The organism is Aeromonas sp. QDB34 (genome assembly GCF_027705405.1).
Taxonomy (GTDB): domain Bacteria; phylum Pseudomonadota; class Gammaproteobacteria; order Enterobacterales; family Aeromonadaceae; genus Aeromonas; species Aeromonas hydrophila.
The window spans coordinates 186,381-213,021 of the sequence record NZ_JAPDBT010000006.1 but is presented as its reverse complement, the minus strand read 5'-3'; the positions used below and the strand labels follow the sequence as shown (position 1 = coordinate 213,021).

Below are 26,641 nucleotides of genomic sequence, written 5' to 3'. Positions count from 1 at the left end.
CTATTTCTCCAGGGCGCGAAACATCTCGATGGCTCTCACCCGGGCAACGGCGTGGTCCACCATGGGGGCCGGATAATCGTGTCGCCCCTTGAGCCGCAACCAGTCGTGGGGCTGATGCAGATAGGCGGCAGGCAGATCAGCCAGCTCAGAGACCCAGGTACGAATGAACTCCCCTTGCGGATCAAACCGTTGCCCCTGAGTGGTGGGGTTGAACACCCGGAAATAGGGCGCCGCATCGGCGCCTGTGCCCGCCGCCCACTGCCAGCCACCGTTGTTGGCCGCCAGATCGCCGTCGATCAGGCGGCTCATGAAATAATCCTCCCCAAGCCGCCAATGGATGTGCAGATCCTTGGTGAGAAAACTCGCCACTATCATCCGCAGCCGGTTGTGCATCCAGCCGGTGGCGTTGAGGCAGCGCATCGCCGCATCGACGATGGGATAGCCGGTACGTCCCTCACACCAGGCGGCGAAGGCATCCGGATCCCAGCTCCACGGCAGGGCCGCCGTCTCCGGTTTGAAGGGCCGATTCATGGAAAGGGTCGGGATCAGCACCAACAGGTGGCGATAGAACTCGCGCCAGATGAGCTCATTGAGCCAGACAAAGCCGGGTTGAGCCTTCGACTGGGGCCGGTAACCGAGTCGCTGCTGCAGCGCAGCCACGCACTGGCGCGGGCTGATGATGCCCGCCGCCAGATAGGGAGAGAGCACGGAGGTACCCGCTATGGCAGGAAAATCCCGGGTCTCGCCATAATCGAGCACCGCCTGCTCCAGAAAATCATTCAGACGGCGGCTGGCCTCGGCTTCCCCCACCGGCCAGCGGGGCTCTGCCGTCAGTTCGCCAAGGGCGGCATCAACGAAGTCCCGCTCCGTCAGCGGCTGCCACGGCAGCGGCTCACCGCGGGCCGTGGGCGCGCGATGAATGACGAAACCATCCTCGTCGAGGGCCTTGAGCCAGGCGCGGCTGAAGGGAGTGAAAACCTTGAACATCTCGCCAGAGCCAGTCAGCACCCGCCCAGGCGGCAGCACGCAGCAGCCGTTTAGCCAGTGGCAACCCACCGCCTGCTCCGCCAGCGCGGCGCTGACGGCCTGATCCCGACGCTGCTCATCGATCTCGATGGCCTGATTGGCGTAGAGCTGGGTTACGCCCAGCTCGCGACAAAGATCTGCCAGCGCCGCCGGCACCTCGGCAAAAGTCTCCACTCGCAACAGATGGAGCGGGATGCCGAGCGCCGCCAGCTCGCGGCCCAGCACTTCAACCTGGGCTAGCACAAAGCGCTGACGGACGGGGGCCAGTTTATGCTGCTGCCACTGGGTGGGGGAGAGGATAAAGAGCGCGGCCACCGGCTCATCACCGGCGCAGGCATGCCGCAGCGCCGGGTTGTCTGCCAGGCGCAGATCATTGCGAAACCAGACCAGCTTCATGATTTTTTCCTCCCGCATCCGCTGGCGCCACCCGCTGCGGGCCTGCCCGCCATCGCCTCGGCAAGGCTTGCCTGCCAGCCGTGGGCTTGCAGCCACTCGCCATCGTAGAGGCGCCCCAGCTCACCAAAGAAGCGGGTACCGGCTGGCCAGTCGGCAGCCAGCTCCTGCTTGCCAAGGCCGGCCCCCAGCAGCACCAGCCAGGGGGTGACGGCGCGCCCCTCCAGCAGGCTGGCATGGCGCGGCTCCACCGCCCCCAGCAGCTGCACCTCATGACCCTGACCGATCAGCTCGTAAGCGGCCCAGACCAGATCGAGCGGGCCGACCTGTCCCCAGCTCGCCAAGGTGACCGGTACGCCCTTCTCCTGCTCGATGAGGTGGCGGGCGAAGCGAGTATGCAGCCAACCCAGCCATACCTGTTGCAGCAGCTCGCCATCGGGCCGCTCGCGCCACAGCCCGAGCAGCCGCTCCACCAGCGGCTGCAGCACCCGGCTGCGCACCAGTTCGAACGGGTAGCTCGCCAGCAGGTCATTCAGCTCGGCCTCCGCCTTGCGCTGGTTGAAGGCGAGCAGCGCCTGACTGAACTGCTCCAGGGTTTGCTGCCAGTGATCGCTCACCGGCTGGGCATGGGGTTCACTCAAGAGCCCCTTCACCTGCCCGATACTCACTCCCCGCTCCAGCCAGCTCAGGATCTCGCCGATCTGGCGGATATCCTGCTCGCTGTAGAGGCGGTGGCCCTTCTCGGTACGGGCCGGCTGCACCAGCCCGTAGCGGCGCTGCCAGGCGCGCAGGGTCACGGCGTTGACGCCGGTGAGGCGGGAAACCTCGCGAATGGGGTAGATCCCCTCCTCCGGCGAAGGAGAAGCGGCGTGCGGTAAATCAGACATAACGGCATCCAGCAAAGGTTGAGGGAGAGGCCCCGGCCATCCGCCGGGGCCTGCACAGGATATTCAGAGCCCGTAGCGCAGTTTCAGCGTGTCGGGATGGGGATTGAGGTACACCTGCTCGGCGAGATAGGGATTGGGGTACTCGCGCAGGTAGTGGCGGATCAGGGTGAGCGGCACCAGCAGCGGAAAGACGCCCGTGCGGTACTTGTCGATGGTGTCGCACAGTTCCTGCTTCTGGGCCGGGGTCAGCACCCGCTTGAAGTAGCCCTGCAGGTGCATCAGCACATTGGTGTGGCTGCGCCGGTTGGCCCGCAAAGTCAGCGCCGCCATCAACCCCTTGATGTAGCTGTCGGCCACCTGCTGCAGGTCGGCCTTGGCCAGATTGCCGAGCAGCTTGCCAAGCGCCCGGTAGTGGGTGGTGGCGTGGGAGAGCACCAGATACTTGTAGCGGGAGTGGAAGCGGATCAGCGCAGAGGCGGTGATGCCGCGCGCACAGAGCTGCTGCCAGTCGTGGTAGGCAAAGACCCGCAGCACGAAGTTCTCCCGCAAGATGGGATCGCACAGACGGCCATCTTCCTCCACCGGCAGCAGGGGATTGGCCTCCATCAGCGCCTTGGCAAACAGGCCGACCCCCTCCTTGGCACTCCCCTCGTTGTTGGCGCCATAGATTCTCACACGCTCCATGCCGCAGCTGGGGGATTTGGCGCAGAGGATGTAGCCGGAGATGAAGTCGAGCTGGCGCGCCTTCTGCTCGCTGAAAGCAATCAGCTTCTCGGTGACGTCGAAGCTGCCGTTGCTCGCCTCGGCACGGATCTCGCCGTGGCGCTTGACCAGCCGGATCGCGGCGCGGGGTGCCCCCAGGCCAATGGCCATCTCGGGACAGACGGGGTGATAGTCAAAGTGGGCACCGAGATCCCGCTCGCAGAAGCTGGAACGCTTGTGGCCCCCGTCGAACCGTACCTCCTGTCCCAGCAGGCAGGCGCTGATACCAACCTTGATCTTGTACATACCATCACTCCTTGTATAAGTCTGAATCAGTTATAGCAGTTATACAAAAAATTGGAAGTCGTATAACTATTGCGGACTGATACGGCACAAGGGTGAAGGGTGGATCAACCGGAAATGAAAAAACCCATGACCGAAGTCATGGGTAAAAATGAAGACACTACAGGAAGGATGATTAGAAGCTGTACTTCACACCCAAGCTGGTGATGGAGCCCTGTTGCAGGTCCCACTTGCGATAGGTGTAGTCGGCGGTGAGGGCCAGGTTCTGGCTCACCTTGTAGGCGGCGCCCACTTTGAAGTCGTGCATGTCGTCGGTCATGTTGGCGTAGCGGTAGCCGGTGGAGAGTTCGACCGCGCCGATGTCGTAGCGCAGGCCGGCTTCACCGTACATGCTGCCGCTGTTCTTGCGGGTGATCACGTCCCAGCCGCTGTCTTTGACGTTGGCAGCCACCTGACGCTCCATGGTGTAACCCATCAGGCCCGCTTCTCCATACAGGTTCAGACCTGTGCTGAGCGGGGTGTAGACACCCAGACCCAGGCTGGAGATGCCCATGCTGTCGTTGCCATCGTTGCGGGAGGTGTACTCGCTGCCCAGACGACCGTAGAAGTTGGAACCGAAGCTCTTGGAGAGGTCCAGGTTCAGACCGCCGAAGTCGCGGTTGTTGCTATCCTTGCCGCCGATGTAATCGGACTTGGTGTGCGCCCAGGTCAGGCCGCCTTTGGCGTAGCTGAAGGCATCCTCAGCCAGAGCGGAAGTGGAAGCGAAACCGGCCAGAACCAGAACTGAAAGTGCAGCTTTTTTCATTTTGATGACTCCATCGTTGAGCTAGTTGGGACCTAGCTGGAATGGGGTCATTGTGCAGAGGGCGGGGAGAAATGCCGAGCGGCAAGCTGTTGCCAAATCATGTCAGATGTAAGCAACTGTTGCAGGTGGTTACCGGGTTAACAATCAAGACAGGCTCCACGAAGGAGCCTGTTGCATGAGGGATCAGCGGAACTCCACTTCCTCAATCTCGACCCGCACCAGGGGCTTGCCGGTGAGGCCGGCCGGGCGCGGCACCTCCAGCACCATGGAGGGGCGCTGCTGCCCCTTGCGCAGATAGGACTCCGGCAGGCGGTTCTCGCCGACCCAGAAGCGGGCCTCCTGCTTGGCCAGCTGGGCCCCCTGCTCGCTGAACAGGGTGACGCTGCCGCGCACCCGTACCACATTGCGGGTGCCGGTGTTGCTCACCATGAATTGCAGTTGCAGAGGATCCGAGCCCTCCACCTTGGCCAGCTTGACGCCGATCCCGTCCTTGACGGCCTGAGCCAGCAGCTCGGGGTTGCTCATCGCCTGCTCGGTCAGCACCGGCACGGCCACCGTGCCCTGCACCGCGCTGCCGTCGGCGGCGGGTTTGAGCAGCAGGTATTCCCAGGTGAAGTCATCGTTGAGCTGCACCTGGCGGCCATCCGGCAGGGTCACCTGGGTGAGCGGAGCGGCCTGCACCAGCAGGGGTGAGAGGCAGAGGGCAACCAGCAGACGGGACAAGGGTTTCATAGGGTGATGACTCGGCGTCGATGGAAAAGGGCGTCAGTATAAAGAGTCCGTCCCGGCTTGCCTATGACCGCACTCACGTTCCTGCCCTCGGTTGCCTAGACCACCAGCTCTTGCCGCTCCTCTTCCGCCGCCATGTCCAGCGTCACCAGATCGAAGGCCGTGCTCTTGAGGGCGGTGAGGATATCCGGCTGCAGATCGAAGGCCTGCGCCCGCAGCCGGGCTGGCACCCGCACCCGGGCCAAGGTGGTGGCCCGATCGGCGAGGGTATGAAAGAACACCTGTGCCTCCTCCAGCCCCATGTCGGCCAGCATCTGCTCCGCCATGTCCACCATCCGCAGATGACGGCGCTCCACCAGCTCGGGGTCGGAAAAACGGTAGCTCAAGCAGCCGTGGGCACTCTTGCCCCAGCGCCCAAGCTGGCGCTTGTTGAAGCCGTAGCGAAAGTCCCTGTGGGTCATGCCCTGCTTGGCGAACAGCCAGAGGGTATTGGTCGGCAGGCTGCCGAAACGACGCAGATACTCCTGCAGCTCCTCCACCGGCGCCGGCAGCAGCATGGGCAGGTGGCTCCAGTCGGTTTCCAGCGCGGTGAGGTGGCAGATGTAGCGCACCGGGTCGATCACCTCGTTGAGGTGGCGCAGGTGATCGCAGAAGATCATCTCATCGGTCTTGATCACCCGCTGCTCGATGCCGTAACGCTGGCAGTAGCGCTTGGCGCGCGCCACCTCCTTGCGGCTGCGGGTCGGGCTGTCCAGGGTGATGGCCCGGATCCGGATACCGCTGGCGCGGCACAGGTCCATGCTGTAGCAGGATTCCAGTCGACCGGAGAAGGAGACCGCCAGTTCGCCGTAGCCAGCCAGGGTCTCGATAAGTGACTGTTCCCTGGTCTGAAAGGTCTGATCGTATCCCCGATTCAGCACAACGATATTGGCATCCATAACGACGGCACCGGATGATGAATTGGGCGCCATTGTGCTGCAACAATCCTGAATAAACCCTTAAAGGGCAGGGATAAATCAGAATTTAATGATAATTTCATGCCAATTAGTTTCATTTTCATCCAGCTGAGCATCATAAATCCGAAGTTTCGCCTGATGAACCTGATGCATGCGCAGAAATCCCTCCGCCTGCTCGAGGGAGACAAAGGTCAGCCGGCCCCCTCCGCTGTCGGTGAGACACTGCATCTCGCCGTCGGCCTCGACGCAGAGCTGATACCCGCTGCCATCCAGACAGGCGATCAGCAGCCCCGCGTCCGGATAGTGACTGAGCCAATTGCGAAACCGGCCATGCTCCATACCCTCTCCCTCTACATCCTGCCATTCAGGCGGGCAGGTAACCCTGCGCCACCAGTTGCTGGCGACAACTGTATGCATCGGTAAACACCAGGCCGCCGATCCCCAACGCCTGTGCGGCAGTCACGTTGGCCGGGCTGTCATCGATGAACAGGCACTGCTCGGCCTGCAAGTCGAACGATACCAGCAGATAGCGGTAGATATCCGGCTCCGGCTTCATCATCCGTACCCTTGCCGACACCACCTTGCCACTGAAGAAACGCCAGAAGGGCTGATGCTGTTCCAGCCAGTCGATGCTGGCATGACCCATGTTGGAGAGTGCGTAGAGGGTATGACCCGCCCCATGCAGGCTCTCTATCAGGCTCAGCATAGCGGGATCCGGCACCAGCGAGGCGGGCACCGCCTGCAAAATCGCCAGGTTTTCGGCGGCGCTCAGCCCGGTGCGATGCTCGGCCTGGCGGGCCATGGTGTGCAGCGACAGGGTGCCGCGGTCCACCTCCAGCCAGTCCGGGTGGTTGAACAGCCGCTCCGCCAGCTGCTCCGCTCCGTGCTCCCCGCGTACCGAGCGCACGATACCGACCGGATCCCAGCTCACCACCACCCGTCCCAGATCGAAAATAATCGCCATCTTCACCTCCAGCTATCTGCATCATTACGACAGCAAGCGGGTCCGTTTTACCCTATTTTGCCCCGCAGGCTCACGCCCCTACCCTGCCCCGTTCGCCTCCCCCGGGCAAGTTTTACTTGCATCGCACGGTCAAATCCCTTAATGGTTATGGCGTTACCTCAAGGACACACTCATGCACGCACCATTCTTTTTTGCTTTCTCGTTTATCCGGCCCTCATGAGGGAAGGCCCGTCGTCACGTGAAGCACTCGCGTAAACAGAAAGCAAAGACGAATCGAGCCTCCCCTAGCGGAGGTTTTTTTTTTGCAGCCACCACAATCGATTACTTGGATAGGGAACCATCATGGCAACGCTCGACGAGATCAGACAAGACATCACCCAGTTGGATCAGGAGCTGCTCGCCCTGCTGGCCAAACGCAAGACCCTCAGCATCGAGGTCGCCCGCGCCAAGCAGGCCAACCCGCGCCCGATCCGCGATCCCCAGCGCGAGCAGGATCTGCTGGTCGCCCTGATCCAGAAAGGGCGTGTGCTGGGGCTGGACGCCCAGTACATCACCCGCATCTACCACACCATCATCGAAGACTCGGTACTCTCCCAGCAGGCCTATCTGCAGAGCCTGCTCAACCCGGAGCAGCAGGAGCCGATGACCAGCGTCGCCTACCTGGGGCCGCGCGGTTCCTACTCCAGTCTCGCCGCCCGCAAGTACCTGGCCCGCTACAAGGATCAGGTGATCGAGGTGAACTGCCAGAATTTCCGCGAGGTGCTGGATGCGGTGGAGTCGGGCCGTGCCGCCTTCGGCGTGCTGCCCATCGAGAACACCAGCTCGGGCTCCATCAACGAGGTGTACGACGTGATGCAGCACACCAGCCTCTCCATCGTCGGTGAGCTGACCTACCCCATCGAGCACTGCATCCTCACCGCCGTGCCGACCGAACTGGGCCGCATCAAGACCTTCTATGCCCACCCGCAGGTATTCCAGCAGTGCTCCCATTACCTCAGCAAGCTGGAAGGGGCGCGCCACGAGATCTGCGACTCTTCCTCCAGCGCCATGATGAAGGTGAAGGAACTGGCGAGCCCGGAGGCAGCGGCCATCGGCAGCGCCGCCGGCGGCGAGCTGTATGGGCTGGACGTGCTGGCCGAGCAGCTGGCCAACCAGAAAGAGAACTACAGCCGTTTCATCGTGGTGGCACGCAAGCCCATCGACGTGGCACCGCAGATCCCGGCCAAGACCACCCTCATCATGTCCACCTCCCAGAAACCGGGCTCGCTGGTGGAGGCGCTGCTGGTGCTGCGCAGCAACGAGATCAACATGACCAAGCTCGAGTCCCGCCCGGTGCAGGGCAACCCGTGGGAGGAGATGTTCTACCTGGATGTCTCCGCCAACCTGCAGACTCCGGCCATGCAGGCCGCGCTGATGGAGCTGACCAAGATCACCCGCTACATCAAGGTGCTCGGCTGCTACCCGAGCGAAGACGTCAAGCCGACCGCCGTGCCGCCGGTGCTGCTGGGCAACTAGCCAGCGCTGCAATCAGCCAGGCTTGGGCGGCCGACACCGCCAATGAAAAAGGCGACCCACCGGGGTCGCCTTTTTGTCGTCCATTCTTCGCGTGCACGCCGTCAGAACTGGCCCGCCATCAGCTGGTTGATGTTGTAGAGGGCGCGGGTATCGAGCTCCATCTCGGTGGCATAGGTGTTGCCGCGGGGATAGGAGGCCACCACCCTGGCGCCGCGCACCATGCCGGCTACCGACACGTCCAGCGAGTTGGAGGTCTGGGTCAAGTCCTTGTAGCTGCTCTGGCCACGCACCTGCTGGCCGTTGAGCTGTTCCGCCAGCTCCCGATAGGCATCCATCTTGGAAGCGCGGATGGCCTGCAGCATCTTCTCGGATTGGGACGGACCGGGCTGGATGTCGATCACCGCGTAACCGACCGCCTTGAGCACCGGGAAGTCATCCGGCTTGTTGTTGCCGCCGCCATAGTTGACCACCCGATTGCCGCCGCTGCACGCCGTCAGCAGCAGGGCCAGCAGGCATCCGAACAGGATTTTCATTGCATCTACTCCTTGTCAGGGCGTCAGATTGACCAGATGGCCGCCGGGACGCGCCTGGCTGTCACGCATCAGGTAACCGCGGTTGATCGAGGCCCGGCCAAACGAATTGTTGGCACCGAACAGGTATTGTTGCGGGATCAGGCTCTGGGCCGTGGTCTCCACCATCTTGGTACGCAGGTCGATGATGCGGGCATTGACCAGGATCCCCTGCTTGTTGCGGCTGAAGGTGCCGGTCAGGATGCGGGAGATGGGCAGCCGGGGGGAGAGATCCCGATAGTTGCGGCTCATCACGAAGTCCCCCTGCGGGGTGACCTTGATGCTGCCGGTCAGCTTGAAATCCACCACCACTTCCCCGCGCCGGTTCAGCTCGTAAATAAAGCTCTCCTCGATCTGCTGCCCCATCCAGTTGGTGTCCTGCAGGGTATCGAGATCGACGAAAGAGGAGACCGCGATGGGTTCGGTCAGGGTGGAGAGCGACTTGCGCTCCATCAGCTGATCGGTCATGCGCGCCACCAGCCAGTTGAGTTCCATCCCCTGCGCCGCCTGACGAGGATCACCCTGCTCCCGGTTGATGGGGTCGGAGCCGCAGCCGGCCAATGCCAGGGCGAGCGCCAACGCCGTGATGAGTTTGTTCATGGATACCTTTCCTGTATCTGCACCTGATTTGTTATCGGTTCGACCGGCCAAAGCTTGAGCCGGGAATGAGGCATGGATCTTGCTAAATATTCGCGTGTGCTGTGCAACCGGCACGGTTCTGTGATCTGTATCGGCCGGCGACCTCGCTTCGACAGGGGTGAATCACGCCGACCCGCATATTCAAGGTGCTTGTCATGAAATTACCGCTGCTGTTAACCCTGCTGCTGGCCAGTCTGTCGGCCCGAGCCGAGATCATCGAGGCGCAGGGCAGTGCCGCCATCCTGGGCGGAGACGAGGTTTACGCCCGCGAGCAGGCGACCCGCGATGCCCTGCGGCAGGCTCTGCTGGCCAGCGGCGCCGCCGTCTCCAGCATCCAGCGCCTGGAAAACGGCAGCCTGCGCTCCGAGCAGATCCAGATCCGTTCCGGCGGCGACATTCGCCAGTACCGGCTCAAGCGGGAAGAGGTGCGCAACGGCCGCATGTATATAACAGTACAGGCCGACATCCAGGCCGAGCGCCAGATCTGCCAGACCCAGCACTACGCCAAGGATTTGACGCTGGTACGGCTGCGGCTGCGCTATCCCGAGCAGGCGAGCTACGGCGCCCTCGACGACATGCCCGCCAACCTGTCACGCCGCATGTTCGAGGCCCTGGCCAACGCGCCGCAAGGGGTGGCCGTACGCCAGTGGCTGGACGAAAACCTGCGCATCGACCCGCTCCACCTGCAACAGGGGGATCGCAGCGCCCTCGAGGAGATCAAGGCGCTCAGCCTGCGCACCGACAGCCAGTATCTGGTGCTCGGCAGCATCGACGATCTCTCCCTCGAACCGCAGGGCAACCAGCTGACCAGCTGGTATGAAGACCCCATCCGCAACTTTCGCATGCAGCTCTATCTGTTCGACGGCATCAACGGCAGCCTGCTCGGCCGCAAGGAATACCAAGGCCGGGCCAACTGGACCTTTGCCAAGCGGGATCAGGTGGGCAGCAGCAGCGGCCAGTTCTGGCAGTCTAGCTACGGCCAGGAGGTCAACTACCAGTTGCAGGAAGCGGTGCAGGATCTGGTGGCCCAGCTCAGCTGCGCCCCGGTCACCGCCCGGGTGGTCGGCCAGAACGAGCGCGGCCCCCATATCAATCTGGGCCGCCGCAACGGCGTCCGGCTCGGGGATCAGTTCCGCATCCAGCACGATGCCGATTTCATCGACCCCTATGGCAAGTCGCGCATGATGCGCAACCCCGCCGACGGCCTGTTCGAAGTGGTGCAGGTGTTCGAGGATGGCGCCATCATCAGCAGCCAGAACAAATATTCGCCGTTTAACATCCAGATCGGGGATCTGGCAGTATTGGAATAAGAATCAAGGGTTTAAAAGGGAGCGGCTTCTTGTATAATGCCCGCCACAAGGCTCCCGTAGCTCAGTAGGATAGAGCGGTCCCCTCCTAAGGGACAGGCCACTGGTTCGACTCCAGTCGGGAGCGCCATACAAAACAAGGGGTTGGCATCATCACGATGCCAACCCCTTGCTCGTTTCAGGCCAAGGCCGCCATTCGGCTGATTGCAGTCACGTCAGCCGCCCCGCATCCCGCCACAACCATGCCTGCCCAAACTAACCTGCCAGCCCCGTGGCGTGGCGCTGCTGAACCTGCTGTTTGGTTCTGGCGGCACCTGGTTTGATCCCTTGCTGCCCCTGCTGGTACTGGCGCTTATCATCTGGGGCGTGCGTCGCCAGCAGTTGCCAGCCATCAGCAGCGCGGTGGCTGACAGCAAATAATCCCGTCGCCACACCGAGGTATGGCCACCAGGGAGGGCCGGTCTGCTAGACTGGCCCTCTTTTTGTTCATTCATCTGCAAAGGAGTGTTGGATGTCTGCTGCTTCGTGGTGGGACAAGTCCACCGGACTGGCGCTGCTGACCATAGTGCTGTGGGCCTCGCTGGCGGCGCTCACCTCCCGGGTTACCAGCGTGTCGCCGCTGGTGCTGGTGGGACTGGTGCTGTTTTTCTGCGGGGTGGGAGCCCTGCCGTTCTGGCGTCAGTGGCGGGCTCGTCCGGTCAACTGGCTGGTGACCATCAGTGCCCTGCTGCTCTACCACCTGCTATTGTTCATGAGCTTTCGCCATGCCCCCGTGCTGGAGGCGAACCTCATCAACTACCTGTGGCCGCTGTGCATCATCTTGTTCACCCCATTGCTGCTGCCGGGCCACCCGCTGCACGGCCGTCACCTGCTGGCCGGCGCCCTGGGCCTGGCTGGCTCGGTACTGGTGATGGTGAACGGCGAGCTGCAACTGCAACAGGCCTATCTGCCGGGCTATCTGCTGGCGCTTGGGGCCGCCATCGTCTGGGGCGCCTACTCGGTGCTGTCGCGCCGGCTGCCGCCAGCCCCGGCGGTGATGACGGCGGCAGCCTGCCTGCCCGCCGGGCTGCTGGCGCTGCTGCTGGCCTGGCTGCTGGAGGGACCGCTGCCGGTGGCCCACATCCCGGCCGGTGACTGGGGCCTCATCATCGGGCTGGCGCTCGGCCCCATGGGGGCGGCTTTCGTCACCTGGTATCTGGCGCTGCGGGACGGGGATCCGCGCCGGATCGGGGCGCTGGCCTATCTGACGCCGCTGTTGAGTACGCTGTTGCTGGTGCTGCTCAATGGCGAGCAGCTCACCCCCCGTCACCTGCTGGCCGGCGCCCTCATCATGGGTGGCGCCCTGCTCGGCATGCTGGGCAAGCCCCCTGCCCGCCAGCTGCAGGAAGCCCCGGCACCGCAGCCATAAGCCAATCCCCCTCGACAGTCAGCCCTGGCCGCCGGGCTGACTGTCATAAAAGCGCCATCTCTGCTGCTTAAGCTCACGCCGACGCCCATCGCCGTGGTTCAACAAGCAGGAATGCTGCCGTGAAAATTGCCCATTACGCCTCCCTCTCTTCTCTCGCTCTGCTGCTGGTCGCCGCCGTGCAGGTCGGTGCCCTCTGGCACGGCTGGCAACAGCTGAACCAGGCCGAGCAGGCCCAGTACCAGCACGAACGGCTGCAGCAGCGGCTCACCGATACCCTGCAGGGCACCCTGCGCGACTACCTCGCCAGCGGCGATCCGCTGCGGCTGACCGAGGCCGAAGCGGTGCGCAAACAGGCGCTTGCCCAGCTCACCCAGCAGGATGTGGCGCTCATCGCCCCGCTGCGCACCCTGCTCGAACAGATGGGAGCGCGCATCGACAGCGACTATCTGGCGGCCGGCAAGCTCTCCGGCAACAGCCAGTGGCTGCTGCAAAATGCCGAGAACGAGCTGACCGATCAGGCCAGGGCGCTGCTGCGTTACGGCCAGCAAGGGGCAACGGGGAGCGACCCGGCCAGCGCAGAGCACTATCGCCAGCTGGCCGGCGACCTGCTGGCGGCCCTGCCGGGGCTCGCTCACCTGCGCCAGAACTACATGGAGCAGGCCAGCCCCAAGCTGCTGGAAGGGTTGCAGTTCGAGCTGGCAGCCCTGCAAAAACAAGCTGAGCAGCTGGCGGCCCTGCCGCCGCTCGGCCTGTTCGAGGTGCCCCCCGCCGACGAATTCACCCTGGGGGAACCGGAGCGCAAGGAGCTCGGGGAGCTGCCCAAAGCCGAACTGCTCTCGCTGCTCAAGCGCTACCCGCAGGAGCTGGAGAACAGCCGCAAGGCGCTGCAACAGCAGCAGACGGGCCGTCTCGCGGTGCAACAAGACATAGGCCAGATGCTGCAGGCCACCGGCCAGATGGGCAGCGAACTGGCCGCTGCCCGCCAGGCGGTCAACCAGCGGCTGGCCGCCATCCTCGGCAGTCTGGCGCTCTGTCTGGTACTGGTCGCCCTGCTGTTTGCGCTGGTGCAGCGCCGCTGGCTGGTCAGGCCGCTGCTGCGCCTGCGCACGGCCTTTCTGCAGCTCGACGAGACCGGGCAGGCCGAAACCCTGCCAGAGGGGCGCGAGCGCAACGAGCTGGCTGACATCGTCGCCAGTTACAACCGCCTCATCCTGCGGCTGCAGCAGGATCAGCAGCAGAAAGAGGGCCAGCTGTCGGCGGTGTCGCAAAGCCTGCAAGGGATGGTCAACCAGGTGCAGGAGATCCATCACAGCACCCGCACCACGGAGCAGGCGGTGGACGAGAGCGATCTGATGATGAGCGAGCTGAACCAGCTGGCCGGCGAGGTGCATCAGGTGGCCGCCGAGATAGCGCAGCACGCCCAGCACAACGAGCACTCCATGAGCCAGAGCGAGCAGCTGGTGGGCGGCATGTTGCAGGCCACCGCCCAGACCGGGCTCGCCATCGATGAGAGCGGCGGCGCCCTGAACCAGCTCAAGCGCTCGGTGGAAGATGTGACCGCCATCGTCGACGTGATTGGCCACATCTCCCAGCAGACCAACCTGCTGGCGCTCAACGCGGCCATCGAGGCGGCGCGGGCCGGCGAGCAGGGGCGTGGCTTTGCGGTGGTGGCCGACGAGGTGCGCCACCTCTCCGCCGATACCCAGCGATCCCTTGGCCAGATCACCGAGATCCTGACCAGGCTGACCCTGGCGGGGGAGCAGCTCGGCGCCGTGCTGGCGCGGATCACCGCAGAAGCCGCCGCCCAGCGCCAGCAGGCGGAGCAGCTGCGCCAGACCACCCAGGCGGTGCGGGAGATGGCGCGCAGCACGGCGGTCATCGCCCTGCAGGGGGCCGACAACGCCAAGAGCCAGGAGCACAAGCTGGCCAGTTTTGCCGATCTCATCGGCCGCATCAGCCAGCACGCCCGCCAGGGCAGCCGCCTCTCGGTGCAGGTGTCGGAGCACATCCACCACCAGGCCAGCCAGATCCCGCGCATCCTCGGCCACCAGGCCTGATCCGCGCCGGTTTAGCCGGCGCCCCCTACCCGGCCCCTGCCATCGCGCAGGGGTTTATCTTTTTTTGTGGCACAAAATTATCTGTTATCCGCTAGTTAACGAAGAAAGATCCCTCTGCACAGTGCGATCCGTCCGGATCGGCCGGCAATTTCACCTGAAAACGTTATCATCACCGATATCAGCGGGCTGGGAGTGTCCACAGCAAGCGTCATGATTATTTGCACTCGGTCATATTTTTGAAACTTGGTGGGAACTTTCCATTGATATTTCGCACCGCGAACGTACTCTTGGATTGTCCGATAGCCAAGGATCGGAACACAAAAAACAAACTATGTGATGAACAGAACTGCACCACCGCAGATGTGCCAAGACGTCGCGGCCGCAGCCGACATACTCGAACTTTTTGCCCTTCGGGGTCTTGATTGCAATGCCAATACCGAGCGGCGGGCGCTTGCCTGACTGCCGGACAAAAAAAGCTAAGTCCATAAAATCAGGAGCAATACAAAATGGAAAAAGTGATCTTCAAACGTGCCGCATTGAGCGCAGCCATCGTTGCTGCCATGCTCGCCCCCGGTATGGTGTTGGCTGCCGACGAAGCCGGCCCCACCTATGCAGCCGCCGCCAGCAAATTCTATGAAGAAGGCAAACTCAACGGTGGCCTCTTCTACTTCCAGCGTGATCGTCAGCGTATCGACGGCGACCCCACTGCCAAGAACAAAGAAGGCAAGTACCAGTCCAACCTGAGCCACGCCACCACCCAGGCCTCCCTGAACTTCAACTCCGGCTACGCCTGGGACGTGGTGGGTATCGATGTGGGCGGTTTCGGTGCCTATGACCTGGCCGTGACCGAAAACCACCCGGTCAACCAGGAGAACGAATTCTCCTTCGCCGGCAACAAATGGGGCGAAAACTACAAGGACGGCTCCCCGGAAGGCGGCTTCAGCCTGGCCAACGCCTCGCTGAAATTCAAGGCGCTGGACGGTGCCCTCACCGCCAAGGGTGGCCTGACCCAGCTCTACGTACCGGGCGTGATCGGTGTGAACTGGTCCTATCAGCCGGGTACCTACCGTGGTGGCCAGATCGAGGGTAACTTCGGTGGTCTCTACCTGACCTACGCCATCGCCGACGAGTACAAATCTCCCTGGTACAAAGAGACCCAGAAGTTCTCCCGTGCCAAGGCATGGATGGATCCGTTCGCCGATGAAAACGTCATCGACTACATCCAGGGTGTCGCCGCCCGTTACACCTTCGAGAACGGCACCGCCATCACCGGTTCCTACGGTAACTCCGAAAACTACATGGACAGCTACCACTTCAAGCTGGCCCATAAATTCGACGTGCTGAACGGCCTCTCCACCAGCTACCAGTTCTACGGTTCCGACACCAAGACCTATCAGAAGGGTGGTGCCGACATCGAGACTTACGATGGTCTGGCATGGCAGCAAGCGCTGACCGCCGCCTGGGGCATGGGCCCGTACGGCTTCCGTCTGGAAGGTCTGTGGACCAAGGCCGAGGGTAACGAAGGCAACTACCTGCCCCGTCTGACCCGTGGCTACGGCAACTCCCAGGGCGCGAACGAAATCTGGTGGGACTCCCGCTCCGACTGGAACGCCAACAACGAGAAAGCGCTGTACTTCGGCGTGACCCGTTCCCTGGATGACCTGGTGGGTGCACCTGGCTGGTCCGTCGGTGTCTCCGGTGCCTACGGCTGGGATATCCAGAAAGGCGACGGCACCAAGGCCACCAACGGTGAAGATACCGAATGGGCAGCCAACTTCGACGTCATGTACACAGTGCAGGATGGCAAGCTGAAGGGCACCCTGTTCAAGCTGCACTACACCGATTACAACAACGACATCAGCCAGAGCGGCGGTTGGACCGAATACCCCAACATCTTCGCCTCCGAGAAAGACGTCAAGTTCCACATCATCATGCCGTTCACCATCCTGTAAGCAGGTGGTTGAAGTTAGCAAACCGGGCCGATTGGCCCGGTTTTCTTTTTTCTGATCAGCGGGTTAACATGCAAAACCGCAGGCGCTTCTGCCTGCCTCGTCACACAAGGATGCGCCCATGTCCCGCTTCGTTCTGATCACCGGCTGCTCCAGCGGCATCGGCCTGGCCGCCGCCAAGGCGCTCGGCCAGCACGGCTACACCGTCATCGCCTCGGCCCGCAAGGCCGAGGACGTGGCGCAGCTGCGCCAGCTGGGTTTGCTGGCGGTCGAGCTGGATCTGGCCAACGAGGCCAGCATAGAGAGGGGCGCGGCCGAGGCGCAGGCACTGGCCGGCGGCCGCCTCTATGGCCTGTTCAACAACGGCGCCTACGGCCAGCCCGGCGCGCTGGAGGATTTGCCCACCCAGGCGCTGCGCGAGCAGTTCGACACCAACCTGTTTGGCTGGCACCACCTGATTCGCCAGCTGCTGCCGGCCATGCTGGCGGCCGGCGAGGGGCGCATCGTGCAGAACAGCTCGGTGCTGGGGCTGGTGGCCATGAAATATCGCGGCGCCTACAACGCCAGCAAGTTCGCGCTGGAAGGATATACCGATACCCTGCGCCTGGAGCTGGCCGGCAGCGGCGTGCAGATCAGCCTGATCGAGCCGGGTCCCATCGACACCCGCTTTCGGGCCAATGCCCGCGCCGCCTTCCTGCGCCACATAGAGCCCGCCGCCAGCCGCCATCAGGCCGCCTACCAGCAGACCCTGAGCCGGCTGGAGCGTGAAGGGGGTGCCCGCGGTTTTACCCTGCCAAGCGAGGCCTGCATCGCGCCGCTGCTGCACGCACTCGGCAGCCCGCGCCCCAAGCACCGCTACCCGGTCACCTTCCCGACCCGGCTGTTCGGGGTGCTGCGCCGCCTGTTGCCCAGTCGCCTGCTCGACCGGATCCTGGCCAAGTCGGCCTGACGGCGACCGCTTCGCTGCCCGGCACGCCCGCAAGCAGCCTGCAGCCAGGGGCCAGAGGCGACGACGAGCATCGTCGCCTCTCGTCTCATCCCCACCAACCGGCACCAGAATGCGGCACCAGAGTGGCTTGAATCAGCCAAACCGCCATCCCTGGCAGTCCCCGCTCAGTAGTGCTGGCCGTTGCTGTAATAGCCGCTCTTGACGATGGGCAGCACCTGCACCACCACATAGGTCTGCTCCCCTAGCACCGCTTTCAGGTGACGGGTGATCAGCGCTGCCGCCGCGTCCTGCAGCTCCTGCGGGCGTTCGAACCAGACCAGCTCGACGAACGGAAAGCCGGCCTCGACCTCCCCCTCGCGCACCCAGTGGCTGTCGATGCTCTCCAGGGTGACGAACTCCGGTTTGCCCCCGGTGAGGGCACAGAGATCCGCCAGCAGGGGAGCGCTTATCTGCTTGAGGGTGTCGACGGAGACGGCCCGAAAACGAAGGTGGGGCATGGGAAAACCTCTTGGCTGTGACAAATGAGGACTTATCATAGGGGTTATTGTGACGAAGAGAAGCCATCCGCTGACATAAGGTGCCCCATGAGACTCCATCGCCTGCTGCTCCCCTTCCTGCTCTGCCTGCTGCTGCCGCTGAGCGTCTTTGCCGACCCCGCCTTCTATAAGGTCAGCAAGGGCGATCAGCAGCACTGGCTGCTGGGCTCCATCCACGCGGGCAAGCCCTCGCTCTATCCGCTGCCCGACCCCATCGAGCGGGCCTGGCTGCAGAGTCGCGCCCTGGTGCTGGAGGTCGACCTGACCCACATCAGCCAGCAGCAGTGGCAGGAGATGGGGGCCATCACCCGGCTGGTGGACGGCAAGACCCTCAAGGAGCACGTGCCGCTCGCTCTCTACCGGCGCACCATCATCGCCGCCGGCCAGAACGGCCTGACCGAGAACATGCTGGCCCCGCTGCGCCCCTGGTTCGCCGCCATCACCCTCACCCAGGCGGCGCTGGAGCGCACCGACTTCAGTAGCGCGCTCGGGGTGGATCAGCACTTCGCCAAGCAGGCCGGCGACAGCGGCAAGCCCATCATCGGCTTCGAGACCCTGCTCGAGCAGCTCGGCTACCTCGCCAGCGTCGGCGACAACCAGACCCTGATGCTGGAGAGCACCCTGGACGAGCTGCCCGAGCTCGAGCGCGGCTTTCGCGAGGTGATGAAGGCGTGGGAAGAGGGGGACGAGGCGACCCTCATCAACCTGCTCAAATCGGAAATGGCGCCGCCCAAGTTGCAGGCCTGGCTGGAACAGACCCTGCTGGCGGAGCGCAACCACAACTGGCTGAAGAAATGGTCCACCCTGCCGAACGAGAGCTTCATCGTGGTAGGGGCGCTGCATCTTTATGGCGATCAGGGCTTGCTCGCCTTGCTGGAGCAGCAGGGTTGGCGCATCACCCCGCTCACCGAGCCGGGTCCACGCAAGCCGGCCCGCCAGTAGGGCGCAGGCGGGGCCACATCGGCCCCGTCAGGGTCTTTATATGGGAGGGCGCTCACAGATCTGGTTGCCGATTTAATAACCACGAAAGGACTTGATCGAGATCATCTCTTTGCTCCCAAAGAGGTATCTATCATGCCTGTCATCAATGGGATGACTGGAGTGCATGAGATGGAATTTTGGATGAACCTGATGTTCGGCAACAGCGTGGGACTGATGTCCATGTTGGTGATTATCGGTACCTTCCTGCTGATCAGTTCCTACGCGGCCTATTTCATCTACAAGGTGATGAACGCCAAGCCACCGAAAGAGGGCCAATAAGCCTGCGTCAGGCGATCCCCGATCGCCTGATCCCGCGCTCGCCTCCCCTTTGCTCACGGGCTGAGCAACCCAGCGCCACCAGCACGCCCGCCACTTTCAGATCCGCCCCCGCCCGCTATAATGGCCGCTCATTCCACCTGCGGGGAGCCTGCCGTGTCTCATAACGACGAACTCTCACTGTTTCGCAATGAAGTGGCCGATGTGCGCCCCATTCGCAACGACCATATCCGCCTCCAGACGGCCGGCAACAGCCCGACCGATGCCCAGCTGGCGCGGCGCCAGGCCGCCACCGCCGAGCAACTCGCCCTGGATCACCTCAGCATGGAAGCGGTCGAGATGCTCGACCCCCACGCCATTGTCGGCTTCAAGCGCGACGGGGTACAGGAGGGGGTCTACAAGAAGCTGCGACTCGGCAAATACGAGCTGCAGGCAAGCCTGGACCTGCACCAGAAGACCCTGAACGAAGCGCGCCAGAGCCTGGTGCAGTTCATTGCGGATTGCGCACTGCGCGACATCCGCTGCCTGCTGATCCTGCACGGGAAGGGAGAGCGCAGCACGCCGCGCGCCCTGCTCAAAAGCTATGTCAGCGCCTGGCTGCCGCAACTGCCGGCGGTGATGGCCATGCACAGCGCCGAGCGTCGCCACGGCGGCGGCGGGGCCCTCTACGTGCTGCTGCGCAAGAGCGAGCGCAAGAAGGCAGAGAACCGCGAACGCCATCAGAAACGGCTCGGCTGAGTAGCGACTCGCACCGACCGGTGAGCAGTGGTAGCATCGAACGGCCCCGAGCATGCCAGGTACGGGGTACACGCCATCAGGGACGATAACAAGGACAATCCCATGTCATATCAGAAACTTGAACAACATCAGCAACAGCTGCACCGGCTCTCCCACCTCTCTGCCATCTGTGGCTGGGATCAGGCCGCCATGATGCCGGAGGGGGGCAACGAAGCCCGCGCCGAGGCCATGGCCGAACTGGGGCTGCTGATCCACCACAGGCGCACCGCCCCCGAGCTGGGCGACTGGATTGCCAAGGCCGAGAGCGAGCCGCTGGACGAGATCCAGCGCGCCAACCTGCGCGAGATCAAGCGCCACTGGCAGGATGCGAGCCTGCTGCCCGGGGATCTCGTGGAGGCGCTGTCGCTCGCCGGCAGCAAGTGCGAGCACGCCTGGCGCCGCCAGCGCAAGGAGAACGACTGGGCCGGCTTTGCCCCCAACCTCACCGAGGTGGTGACGCTCTCGCGCGAGGTGGCTCGCCTGCGTGCCGACGCGCTGGGGGTACGCCCCTACGATGCCATGCTGGCGCTCTATGAGCCGGGCATGACCAGCGCCCGGCTCGACGAGATCTTCGGCGATCTGACCGGCTGGCTGCCTAACCTGATCCAGACCGTGAGCGAGCAACAAAAGCGCGAGTCGGTGCTGATCCCGCAAGGCCCCTTCCCCATCGCCGCCCAGCAGGCGCTCGGCCAGCAGGTGATGGGGCTGCTCGGCTTCGATTTTGCCCACGGCCGGCTCGATGTGAGCAGCCATCCGTTCTGCGGCGGGGTGCCGACCGACGTGCGCATCACCACCCGCTACAACGAACAGGAGTTCGTCTCCAGCCTGATGGGCATAGTCCACGAAACCGGTCATGCCCGTTACGAGCAGGGCCTGCCGCGCCAGTTGCTGGGTCAGCCGGTGGCCGAGGCGCGCTCCATGGGCATTCACGAAAGCCAGAGCCTGTTCTGCGAGATGCAGCTCGGCCATGATCCCGCCTTCCTCACGCTGCTGGCGCCGCACATTCGCGCCCACTTCGGCGAGCAGGCGGCGTTGGCGCCGGCGAACCTGGTCAAGCTCTACAATCGGGTCGAGCCCGGCTTTATCCGGGTCGATGCGGACGAGGTGACCTACCCGGCCCACGTCATCCTACGCTACGAGCTGGAGCGCGACCTTATCGAGGGGCGCATCGAGGTGGCAGACATCCCCGCACTGTGGGACGCCAAGATGCAGCAGTGGCTAGGGCTCTCCACCCAGGGCAACTACCAGAATGGCTGCATGCAGGACATTCACTGGACCGACGGCTCGTTCGGCTACTTCCCGAGCTACACGCTCGGCGCCATGTACGCGGCGCAGCTGCGCTTCGCGCTCGAGCGGGAGCTCGGCAACATGGGCGAGCTGATCGCGGCGGGCCGCCTGCCGGAGATCTTCGCCTGGCTGGGCCGTCACATCTGGTCCCAGGGCAGCCGCTACGGCACCGACGAACTGGTCAGCCGTGCCACCGGCGAGGCGCTGAACCCGCACTGGCTGCGCCGCCATCTGGAGCAGCGCTATCTGAAGTAGGGCCAGCGCGCCCGCCAGCAGATAACAAACGGGGCCTCGCGGCCCCGTTTTTCATGGTGACACGGCGCATCAGCGCCCCTCCGGCACACCAACGAACTCGCGCAGCTGCAGGATGTTGCCCTCGGGGTCGAACGCATTGCGCACCACGAAACCGGGGCCGGACCACTGCTGCGGCAGCAAGCCGCCGCCGAGATCGGCCGCCTTTGCCTCCGCCCAGGCGAGGCTCGGCACGGTAAAGAACAACTTGATGGCACCCTGCTCGCGCAGCTGCGGCGGCGTGGTGATGACCACCTGCTCGGCATAGGGAGCGGGGATTGCGTGCAGCAACAGCTGGATGTCAGCGTTTTCCTGCACGATCAGCTCGTCACTCTGGCTGCGGATCTCCATCTGCAGCAGGGTGCGATAAAAGTGGCTCAGCAGGCCGGGATCCCTGGCATAGATCAGGGCGCCGGCACGTGCGGGTCCTGGCATGGCTCTCTCCTCCTTGGATGTTGTCACCCCAGATTCGCACACTTGCCACGCCAAACCGATCTGTTTTTCACGCCCTGCAGTCGCGGGCGCGGCCTCGGTTTTATTTCAATTGCTGTCCGTTTCTGGCTAGTCATCGCCTTCGTTCCTGCTTAGTCTCTCACTCATCCGGGCCGCTGCGCCCACCCCGTCTTCGGCGCAAGGAGCCACCGATGCCAACAGATCACGCCATGACGATGCCGCCGGCCACAGAGGATGAGGCAGACCTGCCGCTCAGCGCCGAGCAGTGCCATGCCGCCCGTCTGGCCCGCGATGCGCGCTTCGACGGCCGCTTCTTTACCGGCGTACTCTCCACCGGCATCTACTGCCGGCCTGTCTGTCCGGCGCGACCACCGCACGAGCACAACGTGCGCTACTTCCAAAGCGCCGCCGCAGCGGAGCAGCACGGCCTGCGCCCCTGCCTGCGCTGCCGGCCTGAGCTCGCGCCCGCCGCCCCCGGCGATCTGCCGCCGACGCTGGCGCGCCTGCTGGCCCGGATCGATCGCGGCGAGCTGGCGGAAGGCTCGCTCACCACGCTGGCGGAACAGGCCGGTATCAGTGAGCGCACGCTGCGCCGCCAGTTTGAGCAGCACCTCGGCGCCTCGCCGAAACAGGTGGAGCAGACGCGCCGGCTGCTGCTCGCCAAGCGACTACTGACCGAAACCCGGCTGCCCATCACCGATATCGCGTTTGCGGCGGGCTTTGCCAGCATTCGCCGCTTCAATGACGCCTGGCAGCAGGCATACGGGCTGGCGCCGCGGGCGCTGCGCCGTCAGAGCGAGCCAGCCGGCGCCGCCGCCTCCCTGACGCAGACTGAACCGCAGACCGAGGAGGGGGCGATGCTCACGCTGCAACTGCCCTACCGCCCCCCGTACGACGTGGCGGCCATGCTGGCGTTCTACCGGCTGCGCGCCATTCCGGGGCTGGAGCGGGTGGATGGCGAGGTCTATGAACGCTGGCACCGGGTCGGCGATCAGCTCGCGCGGGTGCGCATCAGCCAGGGCAAGGGGAACAGCCTGCAGCTCAGCGTCCATGATCTGCCGCCCACCGCGCTGCCGGATCTGCTGTATCGGGTGCGCCGGATGTGGGATCTCGATGCCGACATGCAGCGCATCGGTGCGCGGCTCGGGCAGGATCCGCTGCTGGCGCGCCTGCAGGCGCGCTGGCCGGGGGTTAGGCTGCCCGCCGGCTGGGATGAGTACGAGGTGATGCTGCGCGCCATCGTCGGCCAGCAGGTGTCGGTCAAGGGGGCCATCACCATACTCGGGCGGCTGGTGGCACGCACCGAGGCGCAATTCGGGGTGGCGCAGTTGCCCACCCCTGCCCAGCTGTGCGAGCTCAATCTGGACGGTATCGGCATGCCCGGCAGCCGGATCAGAACGCTGCAGGGACTGGCGCAGGCGCTGGCTAGCGGCGAGTTGAGCCTGACCAGCGCCAGCGATGAACAGCTGCTGGCACTGCCCGGTATCGGCCCCTGGACGGTCGCCTACTGGCGGCTGCGCTGCGGGCTGGACCCGGATGCCTTCCCCGCCTCGGATCTGGTGCTACTGAAGGCGCTGGGGGGCGGCACCAAGTTGCCGGTGAAAACGGTATTGGCCCACAGCGAAAGGTGGCGGCCCTGGCGCGGCTACGCGGCGAGCTGGCTATGGCATGCCATGAGTGAGGAGCCAGCACTGTTGACCGAGTCGGCACCAGGCGCAGCAAGCGACAACCAAGCAGAGGAGACAACCCCATGATCCGCTATGATATCCTGCCCAGCCGCTGCGGCGATCTGCTGGTGGCCATCGACGAGCGCGGCCTGCTGCACGTGGACTTCGTGGCGGGACTGCGCGCGCTGCCCGACATGAGTGGCTGGCTACAAGACAAGGTGGCGCTGGCCCCTTTTCTCGCGCAATTTGAGGCCTATTTTGCCGGCCGCCTGCAACGCTTCACCCTGCCGCTCGCACCAAGAGGCACGGCGTTTCAGCAAGCGGTCTGGCAGGCGCTGTGCGACATTCCCTACGGCGAGACCCGCAGCTACAGCGACATCGCCCGTGCCATCGGCAAGCCCAATGCAGTGCGGGCGGTGGGCGCCGCCAACGGCCGAAACCCGCTCTCGATCATCATCCCCTGCCACCGGGTGATCGGCCAAAACGGCAGCCTGACCGGCTATGCGGGGGGCTTGCCCATCAAGCAGGCGCTGCTCACTCTGGAGGGTATCTCTGGTTGACGACACGGCGCCCACTCACAGGCGCTCGGCCAGCCAGCCATGGAACCCGAGCGCCTGAAAATAGCGCCGACCAACGCCAAAGCCCGCCGCCTGCAACAGGTGCCGGGTCTGTGTCTCATCGAGGGGAAAGAAGTCCTGTGCCAGGCGCAGTACCATCTGTTCGCTGGCGCTCCGAGGCAGACCGGCACGGTGCGCGTGCAGCCCCATCACGGCGTGCTCGTCATCGTCTTGCGCAGCCATCAGGTCGGCCAGCAACAGAGGGGCACCGCGCCTGAGCTGGCGGGCGATGTCGGCGAGCAGTGCCGCCTTTTGTTCCTGCGGCAGAAAGTGCAGCACCAGCAGACAGAGTGCACCGTCACACGCCATGCTGTCGGCCGGCAACGGCCCCTCCCACCATGTGATCCGCGCCGCCATCCCCGCCTGCTCGGCTTGCCTTCTGGCCTGCGCCAGCATGTCGGCCGATATGTCCTGGGCAATGAACTGCCAGCGGGGACACAGGCTGCCCAGCAACAGCAGTTCGCTGCCCGTGCCGACTCCCACCAGCAGAACGCGTGCCTCCTGCCCAAGCCGTCCCATCAATTGGGACGCGCTGAGCTGGTGCAGCAGCTCATAACCGGGCACCAATCGGGTAATGCGCAGATCATAATCCAGCGCCCCCTCTCCATTGAATCGCGTCATCCTCTCCTCCCCATAAAAGCTCCTTGATAGAGCCTGCCGCCGGGAGAAGGTAAAGCATCAGATGTCGGGAGAGGTGAGCTTCATCAACGCTTCAAACTCCCCATCACATGCATTTCGCAGCGGTGGCAGTCAAACCGCAGGCGGAAGATGTCCTTGCCCATCTTGAGTTCCAGTGGCTCGGCCTTGAGGCCCGGCACCTCGTTCGGGCAGAGGTTCTGGCTGTAGCGGATGCAGTGTTTGGTGATCATCAGCACCACTTCCCGCTCCTCCTTGTTCGCCTCATAGGCGGGCGCGATGCGCTCCACCCCGTGCTCGCGGAAGAATTGTTCGGCCGCACTGTTCAGCACGTTGCCAAGGTAGGAGAGACGGTGCTGGGGATAGTGGATATCCCGCAGCGCGATGCGCCGCTCGGGGCGCTGGTAGCTGGCCAGACGGGCAGCCTCCAGCGCAGCGATACCCTCCCGGCGCAAGCCGTTGAGCATGGATGCGGCAACGAATAGCGGGTGAGTAAACGCCAACTCAACCTTGCGCGCCACAAACAGGGTATTGCCGAGTTTACCGAGTTGGTCGCGCGCCTGTTGCAGCGCCCGCTCCGGGTTGCCGGCCGGCTGTTTGTCACAGGGGAGCGCGACCGCGGCACTGATGCCCTGCTCGTCGGTAAGCGTGAGGCGCAAGCCCTCATCGCACTCAGAGAGTTGCATATCGACCCGGATGCGGCGATCGGCGCTGGTCTTCTCCAGCACCTTGCTGAATGCCTGATCGTGGTTGCGGTAGATTTCGGTGCCTACCTTCAAGCCCGGCATGCGCTCTGACAGGAGTAACTGCTTACCATCAACCTTGTTCAGACGCGTCCCTACCAGCTCGTTGTTCGGCTTGAAGAAGCCAAGGCCATCGCCGTTGTTGAGGCTCACAGGCTTGCCATCGATCTCGATGCTATCCTTGGTGACTCTGGTGACCCGGCCCAACGGCTCGCCCACGTATTTCGGGCTCTTGGTGGAGTCGATCCCGGGCTGGCGGCCATGGAGGAAGTAGTCGGTGCTGCCGCGGTTGAAACTCTTTTTTGGATCAGGCGTGAAGCTGTAGCTGCAACGGCCAGCCGAAGAGGCTACCAGATCGCTGCGGCTATCCAGAATGGCATCAAGCTTCTGCCGATACCAGGCGGTGACGTTCTTGACGTAATCGAGCCCCTTGAGGCGCCCCTCAATCTTGAAGGAGCGGATCCCCGCCTCGATCAGCGCCTCCAGGTTGTCGGTCTGATCCATGTCCTTGAGGGAGAGCAGGTGGCTGTCGGCCACCAGCACCTCGCCATCCGGCTTTTGCAGCGAGCAGGGCAGGCGACAGAGCTGGGCACATTCGCCACGGTTGGCGCTGCGGCCGGTCCGGGCATGGCTGATGTTGCACTGACCGCTGTAGGAGACGCAGAGCGCTCCGTGGATAAAGAACTCCAGCTGCACGTTGGTCGTGGCGCTAATATCGCGGATCTGCGCAAGGGACAGCTCACGCGCCAGCACCACCTGGGAGAAGCCCACATCCTGCAGAAATTTCACCTTCTCCGGGGTACGGTTGTCGGTCTGGGTACTGGCATGGAGCGCGATGGGGGGCAAATCGAGCGCCAACAACCCCATGTCCTGCACGATCAGCGCATCGGCCCCCGCTTCGTAAATTTGGTGAGTCAGCCGCCGGGCCTGTTCCAGTTCGTGATCGTGCAGCAGGGTGTTGAAGGCGACAAAGACCTGGGCACCGAAGCGATGGGCATGGCGCGCCAGCGCTTCGATATCCTCGAGGGAGTTGCCCGCCGCGCTGCGGGCGCCAAAGGCGGGGCCGCCCATGTAGACGGCATCGGCGCCATGGTTGATGGCTTCGATGCCGTAGGCGAGGTTCTTGGCCGGAGCCAGCAGCTCCAACCGGTTGGTGTGGCTTAACGGGTGCTTGTTCTGGTGCATGGTCTCTGGATCAGGGCGGACAGCAAATGGGCGC

The 26,641-nt window shown here is 63.8% G+C and carries 27 protein-coding genes, 1 tRNA gene and 1 other annotated feature; of the genes, 14 read left to right on the top strand and 14 right to left on the bottom strand.

The window, feature by feature from the left end:
- From phrB to OKC29_RS11130, 8 genes are all read right to left on the bottom strand, one after another.
- Positions 1-1,422 (bottom strand): deoxyribodipyrimidine photo-lyase, encoded by a 1,422-nt coding sequence (gene phrB, locus OKC29_RS11165; RefSeq protein ID WP_073349143.1) that lies wholly within the window; start codon positions 1,420-1,422, stop codon positions 1-3.
- On the bottom strand, positions 1,419-2,306 hold the full coding sequence (locus tag OKC29_RS11160; protein WP_073349141.1) for a MerR family transcriptional regulator: 888 nt from the start codon (positions 2,304-2,306) through the stop codon (positions 1,419-1,421). The genes phrB and OKC29_RS11160 overlap by 4 nt, the downstream gene beginning before the upstream one ends.
- 63 nt (positions 2,307-2,369) lie before the next feature.
- Positions 2,370-3,314 (bottom strand): YbgA family protein, encoded by a 945-nt coding sequence (locus tag OKC29_RS11155; RefSeq protein ID WP_011705026.1) that lies wholly within the window; start codon positions 3,312-3,314, stop codon positions 2,370-2,372.
- A gap of 172 nt (positions 3,315-3,486) precedes the next feature.
- A complete protein-coding gene (locus OKC29_RS11150) occupies positions 3,487-4,116 on the bottom strand; it encodes an outer membrane beta-barrel protein (RefSeq protein WP_016349813.1) in 630 nt (209 codons plus the stop codon).
- Positions 4,117-4,299: 183 nt separating this feature from the next.
- The gene (locus OKC29_RS11145; RefSeq protein WP_024945692.1) at positions 4,300-4,848 is read right to left on the bottom strand and encodes a DUF3157 family protein; all 549 of its coding nucleotides are present in this window, start codon (positions 4,846-4,848) and stop codon (positions 4,300-4,302) included.
- 95 nt (positions 4,849-4,943) lie between these two features.
- Positions 4,944-5,816: a hypothetical protein gene (locus tag OKC29_RS11140; protein WP_011705023.1), complete on the bottom strand. Its 873-nt coding sequence runs from the start codon at positions 5,814-5,816 to the stop codon at positions 4,944-4,946.
- A 45-nt stretch (positions 5,817-5,861) separates the two neighbouring features.
- Positions 5,862-6,140: a DUF6482 family protein gene (locus OKC29_RS11135; RefSeq protein ID WP_073349139.1), complete on the bottom strand. Its 279-nt coding sequence runs from the start codon at positions 6,138-6,140 to the stop codon at positions 5,862-5,864.
- Between the two features lie 25 nt (positions 6,141-6,165).
- The gene (locus tag OKC29_RS11130; protein WP_011705021.1) at positions 6,166-6,765 is read right to left on the bottom strand and encodes an HAD family hydrolase; all 600 of its coding nucleotides are present in this window, start codon (positions 6,763-6,765) and stop codon (positions 6,166-6,168) included.
- Positions 6,766-6,933: 168 nt separating this feature from the next.
- Positions 6,934-7,069 (top strand) — a sequence feature (Phe leader region).
- 38 nt (positions 7,070-7,107) lie between these two features.
- Between OKC29_RS11130 and pheA the strand changes: the two genes are divergently transcribed.
- Positions 7,108-8,280 (top strand): prephenate dehydratase, encoded by a 1,173-nt coding sequence (pheA, locus tag OKC29_RS11125; RefSeq protein WP_011705019.1) that lies wholly within the window; start codon positions 7,108-7,110, stop codon positions 8,278-8,280.
- A 101-nt stretch (positions 8,281-8,381) separates the two neighbouring features.
- On the opposite strand, the gene OKC29_RS11120 is transcribed toward pheA, so the two are convergent.
- Together OKC29_RS11120 and OKC29_RS11115 are read right to left on the bottom strand one after the other, a co-directional pair.
- Positions 8,382-8,813 carry an LPP20 family lipoprotein gene (locus OKC29_RS11120; RefSeq protein ID WP_011705018.1) on the bottom strand — a complete coding sequence of 144 codons (432 nt, stop codon included), beginning with the start codon at positions 8,811-8,813 and terminating at the stop codon, positions 8,382-8,384.
- Positions 8,814-8,828: 15 nt separating this feature from the next.
- On the bottom strand, positions 8,829-9,449 hold the full coding sequence (locus OKC29_RS11115) for a FlgO family outer membrane protein (protein ID WP_039215697.1): 621 nt from the start codon (positions 9,447-9,449) through the stop codon (positions 8,829-8,831).
- Between the two features lie 194 nt (positions 9,450-9,643).
- Between OKC29_RS11115 and OKC29_RS11110 the strand changes: the two genes are divergently transcribed.
- From OKC29_RS11110 to OKC29_RS11080, 7 genes are all read left to right on the top strand, one after another.
- Positions 9,644-10,798 (top strand): flagellar assembly protein FlgT, encoded by a 1,155-nt coding sequence (locus OKC29_RS11110; protein ID WP_016349806.1) that lies wholly within the window; start codon positions 9,644-9,646, stop codon positions 10,796-10,798.
- Positions 10,799-10,848: 50 nt separating this feature from the next.
- A tRNA-Arg gene (locus OKC29_RS11105) sits at positions 10,849-10,925 on the top strand.
- 146 nt (positions 10,926-11,071) lie between these two features.
- Complete coding sequence (locus tag OKC29_RS11100; protein WP_162847498.1) at positions 11,072-11,215, top strand: hypothetical protein; 144 nt, start codon at positions 11,072-11,074, stop codon at positions 11,213-11,215.
- Between the two features lie 91 nt (positions 11,216-11,306).
- Positions 11,307-12,203 carry a DMT family transporter gene (locus tag OKC29_RS11095; protein WP_073349135.1) on the top strand — a complete coding sequence of 299 codons (897 nt, stop codon included), beginning with the start codon at positions 11,307-11,309 and terminating at the stop codon, positions 12,201-12,203.
- Between the two features lie 119 nt (positions 12,204-12,322).
- Positions 12,323-14,260, top strand: coding sequence for a methyl-accepting chemotaxis protein (locus tag OKC29_RS11090; protein ID WP_073349133.1), 1,938 nt, complete (start codon positions 12,323-12,325; stop codon positions 14,258-14,260).
- A 506-nt stretch (positions 14,261-14,766) separates the two neighbouring features.
- Positions 14,767-16,212 carry an OprD family outer membrane porin gene (locus OKC29_RS11085; protein ID WP_011704981.1) on the top strand — a complete coding sequence of 482 codons (1,446 nt, stop codon included), beginning with the start codon at positions 14,767-14,769 and terminating at the stop codon, positions 16,210-16,212.
- A gap of 118 nt (positions 16,213-16,330) precedes the next feature.
- Positions 16,331-17,158 (top strand): SDR family oxidoreductase, encoded by an 828-nt coding sequence (locus OKC29_RS11080; RefSeq protein ID WP_043159901.1) that lies wholly within the window; start codon positions 16,331-16,333, stop codon positions 17,156-17,158.
- A gap of 164 nt (positions 17,159-17,322) precedes the next feature.
- Here the strand turns inward: OKC29_RS11080 and OKC29_RS11075 are convergent, their stop codons facing one another.
- Positions 17,323-17,655, bottom strand: coding sequence for a DUF1904 family protein (locus OKC29_RS11075; protein ID WP_024944408.1), 333 nt, complete (start codon positions 17,653-17,655; stop codon positions 17,323-17,325).
- An 87-nt stretch (positions 17,656-17,742) separates the two neighbouring features.
- Here OKC29_RS11075 and OKC29_RS11070 point away from each other — a divergent pair, with 87 nt between their 5' ends.
- From OKC29_RS11070 to OKC29_RS11055, 4 genes are all read left to right on the top strand, one after another.
- Positions 17,743-18,636: a TraB/GumN family protein gene (locus OKC29_RS11070; RefSeq protein WP_073349131.1), complete on the top strand. Its 894-nt coding sequence runs from the start codon at positions 17,743-17,745 to the stop codon at positions 18,634-18,636.
- 132 nt (positions 18,637-18,768) lie between these two features.
- Positions 18,769-18,954: a DUF3149 domain-containing protein gene (locus tag OKC29_RS11065; RefSeq protein WP_011704978.1), complete on the top strand. Its 186-nt coding sequence runs from the start codon at positions 18,769-18,771 to the stop codon at positions 18,952-18,954.
- A gap of 153 nt (positions 18,955-19,107) precedes the next feature.
- Complete coding sequence (gene smrA, locus OKC29_RS11060) at positions 19,108-19,689, top strand: DNA endonuclease SmrA (protein WP_073349129.1); 582 nt, start codon at positions 19,108-19,110, stop codon at positions 19,687-19,689.
- Between the two features lie 102 nt (positions 19,690-19,791).
- A complete protein-coding gene (locus OKC29_RS11055) occupies positions 19,792-21,270 on the top strand; it encodes a carboxypeptidase M32 (protein ID WP_045790481.1) in 1,479 nt (492 codons plus the stop codon).
- Between the two features lie 69 nt (positions 21,271-21,339).
- On the opposite strand, the gene OKC29_RS11050 is transcribed toward OKC29_RS11055, so the two are convergent.
- Positions 21,340-21,741 carry a VOC family protein gene (locus OKC29_RS11050; RefSeq protein ID WP_045790482.1) on the bottom strand — a complete coding sequence of 134 codons (402 nt, stop codon included), beginning with the start codon at positions 21,739-21,741 and terminating at the stop codon, positions 21,340-21,342.
- 209 nt (positions 21,742-21,950) lie between these two features.
- Between OKC29_RS11050 and OKC29_RS11045 the strand changes: the two genes are divergently transcribed.
- The gene (locus OKC29_RS11045) at positions 21,951-23,513 is read left to right on the top strand and encodes an AlkA N-terminal domain-containing protein (RefSeq protein WP_073349125.1); all 1,563 of its coding nucleotides are present in this window, start codon (positions 21,951-21,953) and stop codon (positions 23,511-23,513) included.
- Positions 23,510-23,986 (top strand): methylated-DNA--[protein]-cysteine S-methyltransferase, encoded by a 477-nt coding sequence (locus tag OKC29_RS11040; protein ID WP_060388711.1) that lies wholly within the window; start codon positions 23,510-23,512, stop codon positions 23,984-23,986. Before OKC29_RS11045 ends, OKC29_RS11040 begins: the two co-directional genes overlap by 4 nt.
- 15 nt (positions 23,987-24,001) lie before the next feature.
- Here the strand turns inward: OKC29_RS11040 and OKC29_RS11035 are convergent, their stop codons facing one another.
- Positions 24,002-24,664, bottom strand: coding sequence for a class I SAM-dependent methyltransferase (locus OKC29_RS11035; RefSeq protein WP_073349123.1), 663 nt, complete (start codon positions 24,662-24,664; stop codon positions 24,002-24,004).
- Between the two features lie 83 nt (positions 24,665-24,747).
- Entirely contained in the window at positions 24,748-26,607 is a 1,860-nt protein-coding gene (locus tag OKC29_RS11030) for a peptidase U32 family protein (protein WP_073349121.1), read from the bottom strand.
- Positions 26,608-26,641: the final 34 nt, after the last annotated feature.

Bases quoted from the DNA above. Each gene is read 5' to 3' on its own strand.
- phrB (WP_073349143.1), bottom strand. From the start codon at position 1,422: ATGAAGCTGGTCTGGTTTCGCAATGATCTGCGCCTGGCAGACAACCCG.
- OKC29_RS11160 (WP_073349141.1), bottom strand. From the start codon at position 2,306: ATGTCTGATTTACCGCACGCCGCTTCTCCTTCGCCGGAGGAGGGGATC.
- OKC29_RS11155 (WP_011705026.1), bottom strand. From the start codon at position 3,314: ATGTACAAGATCAAGGTTGGTATCAGCGCCTGCCTGCTGGGACAGGAG.
- OKC29_RS11150 (WP_016349813.1), bottom strand. From the start codon at position 4,116: ATGAAAAAAGCTGCACTTTCAGTTCTGGTTCTGGCCGGTTTCGCTTCC.
- OKC29_RS11145 (WP_024945692.1), bottom strand. From the start codon at position 4,848: ATGAAACCCTTGTCCCGTCTGCTGGTTGCCCTCTGCCTCTCACCCCTG.
- OKC29_RS11140 (WP_011705023.1), bottom strand. From the start codon at position 5,816: ATGGCGCCCAATTCATCATCCGGTGCCGTCGTTATGGATGCCAATATC.
- OKC29_RS11135 (WP_073349139.1), bottom strand. From the start codon at position 6,140: ATGGAGCATGGCCGGTTTCGCAATTGGCTCAGTCACTATCCGGACGCG.
- OKC29_RS11130 (WP_011705021.1), bottom strand. From the start codon at position 6,765: ATGGCGATTATTTTCGATCTGGGACGGGTGGTGGTGAGCTGGGATCCG.
- pheA (WP_011705019.1), top strand. From the start codon at position 7,108: ATGGCAACGCTCGACGAGATCAGACAAGACATCACCCAGTTGGATCAG.
- OKC29_RS11120 (WP_011705018.1), bottom strand. From the start codon at position 8,813: ATGAAAATCCTGTTCGGATGCCTGCTGGCCCTGCTGCTGACGGCGTGC.
- OKC29_RS11115 (WP_039215697.1), bottom strand. From the start codon at position 9,449: ATGAACAAACTCATCACGGCGTTGGCGCTCGCCCTGGCATTGGCCGGC.
- OKC29_RS11110 (WP_016349806.1), top strand. From the start codon at position 9,644: ATGAAATTACCGCTGCTGTTAACCCTGCTGCTGGCCAGTCTGTCGGCC.
- OKC29_RS11095 (WP_073349135.1), top strand. From the start codon at position 11,307: ATGTCTGCTGCTTCGTGGTGGGACAAGTCCACCGGACTGGCGCTGCTG.
- OKC29_RS11085 (WP_011704981.1), top strand. From the start codon at position 14,767: ATGGAAAAAGTGATCTTCAAACGTGCCGCATTGAGCGCAGCCATCGTT.
- OKC29_RS11080 (WP_043159901.1), top strand. From the start codon at position 16,331: ATGTCCCGCTTCGTTCTGATCACCGGCTGCTCCAGCGGCATCGGCCTG.
- OKC29_RS11075 (WP_024944408.1), bottom strand. From the start codon at position 17,655: ATGCCCCACCTTCGTTTTCGGGCCGTCTCCGTCGACACCCTCAAGCAG.
- OKC29_RS11070 (WP_073349131.1), top strand. From the start codon at position 17,743: ATGAGACTCCATCGCCTGCTGCTCCCCTTCCTGCTCTGCCTGCTGCTG.
- OKC29_RS11065 (WP_011704978.1), top strand. From the start codon at position 18,769: ATGCCTGTCATCAATGGGATGACTGGAGTGCATGAGATGGAATTTTGG.
- OKC29_RS11055 (WP_045790481.1), top strand. From the start codon at position 19,792: ATGTCATATCAGAAACTTGAACAACATCAGCAACAGCTGCACCGGCTC.
- OKC29_RS11050 (WP_045790482.1), bottom strand. From the start codon at position 21,741: ATGCCAGGACCCGCACGTGCCGGCGCCCTGATCTATGCCAGGGATCCC.
- OKC29_RS11045 (WP_073349125.1), top strand. From the start codon at position 21,951: ATGCCAACAGATCACGCCATGACGATGCCGCCGGCCACAGAGGATGAG.
- OKC29_RS11040 (WP_060388711.1), top strand. From the start codon at position 23,510: ATGATCCGCTATGATATCCTGCCCAGCCGCTGCGGCGATCTGCTGGTG.
- OKC29_RS11035 (WP_073349123.1), bottom strand. From the start codon at position 24,664: ATGACGCGATTCAATGGAGAGGGGGCGCTGGATTATGATCTGCGCATT.
- OKC29_RS11030 (WP_073349121.1), bottom strand. From the start codon at position 26,607: ATGCACCAGAACAAGCACCCGTTAAGCCACACCAACCGGTTGGAGCTG.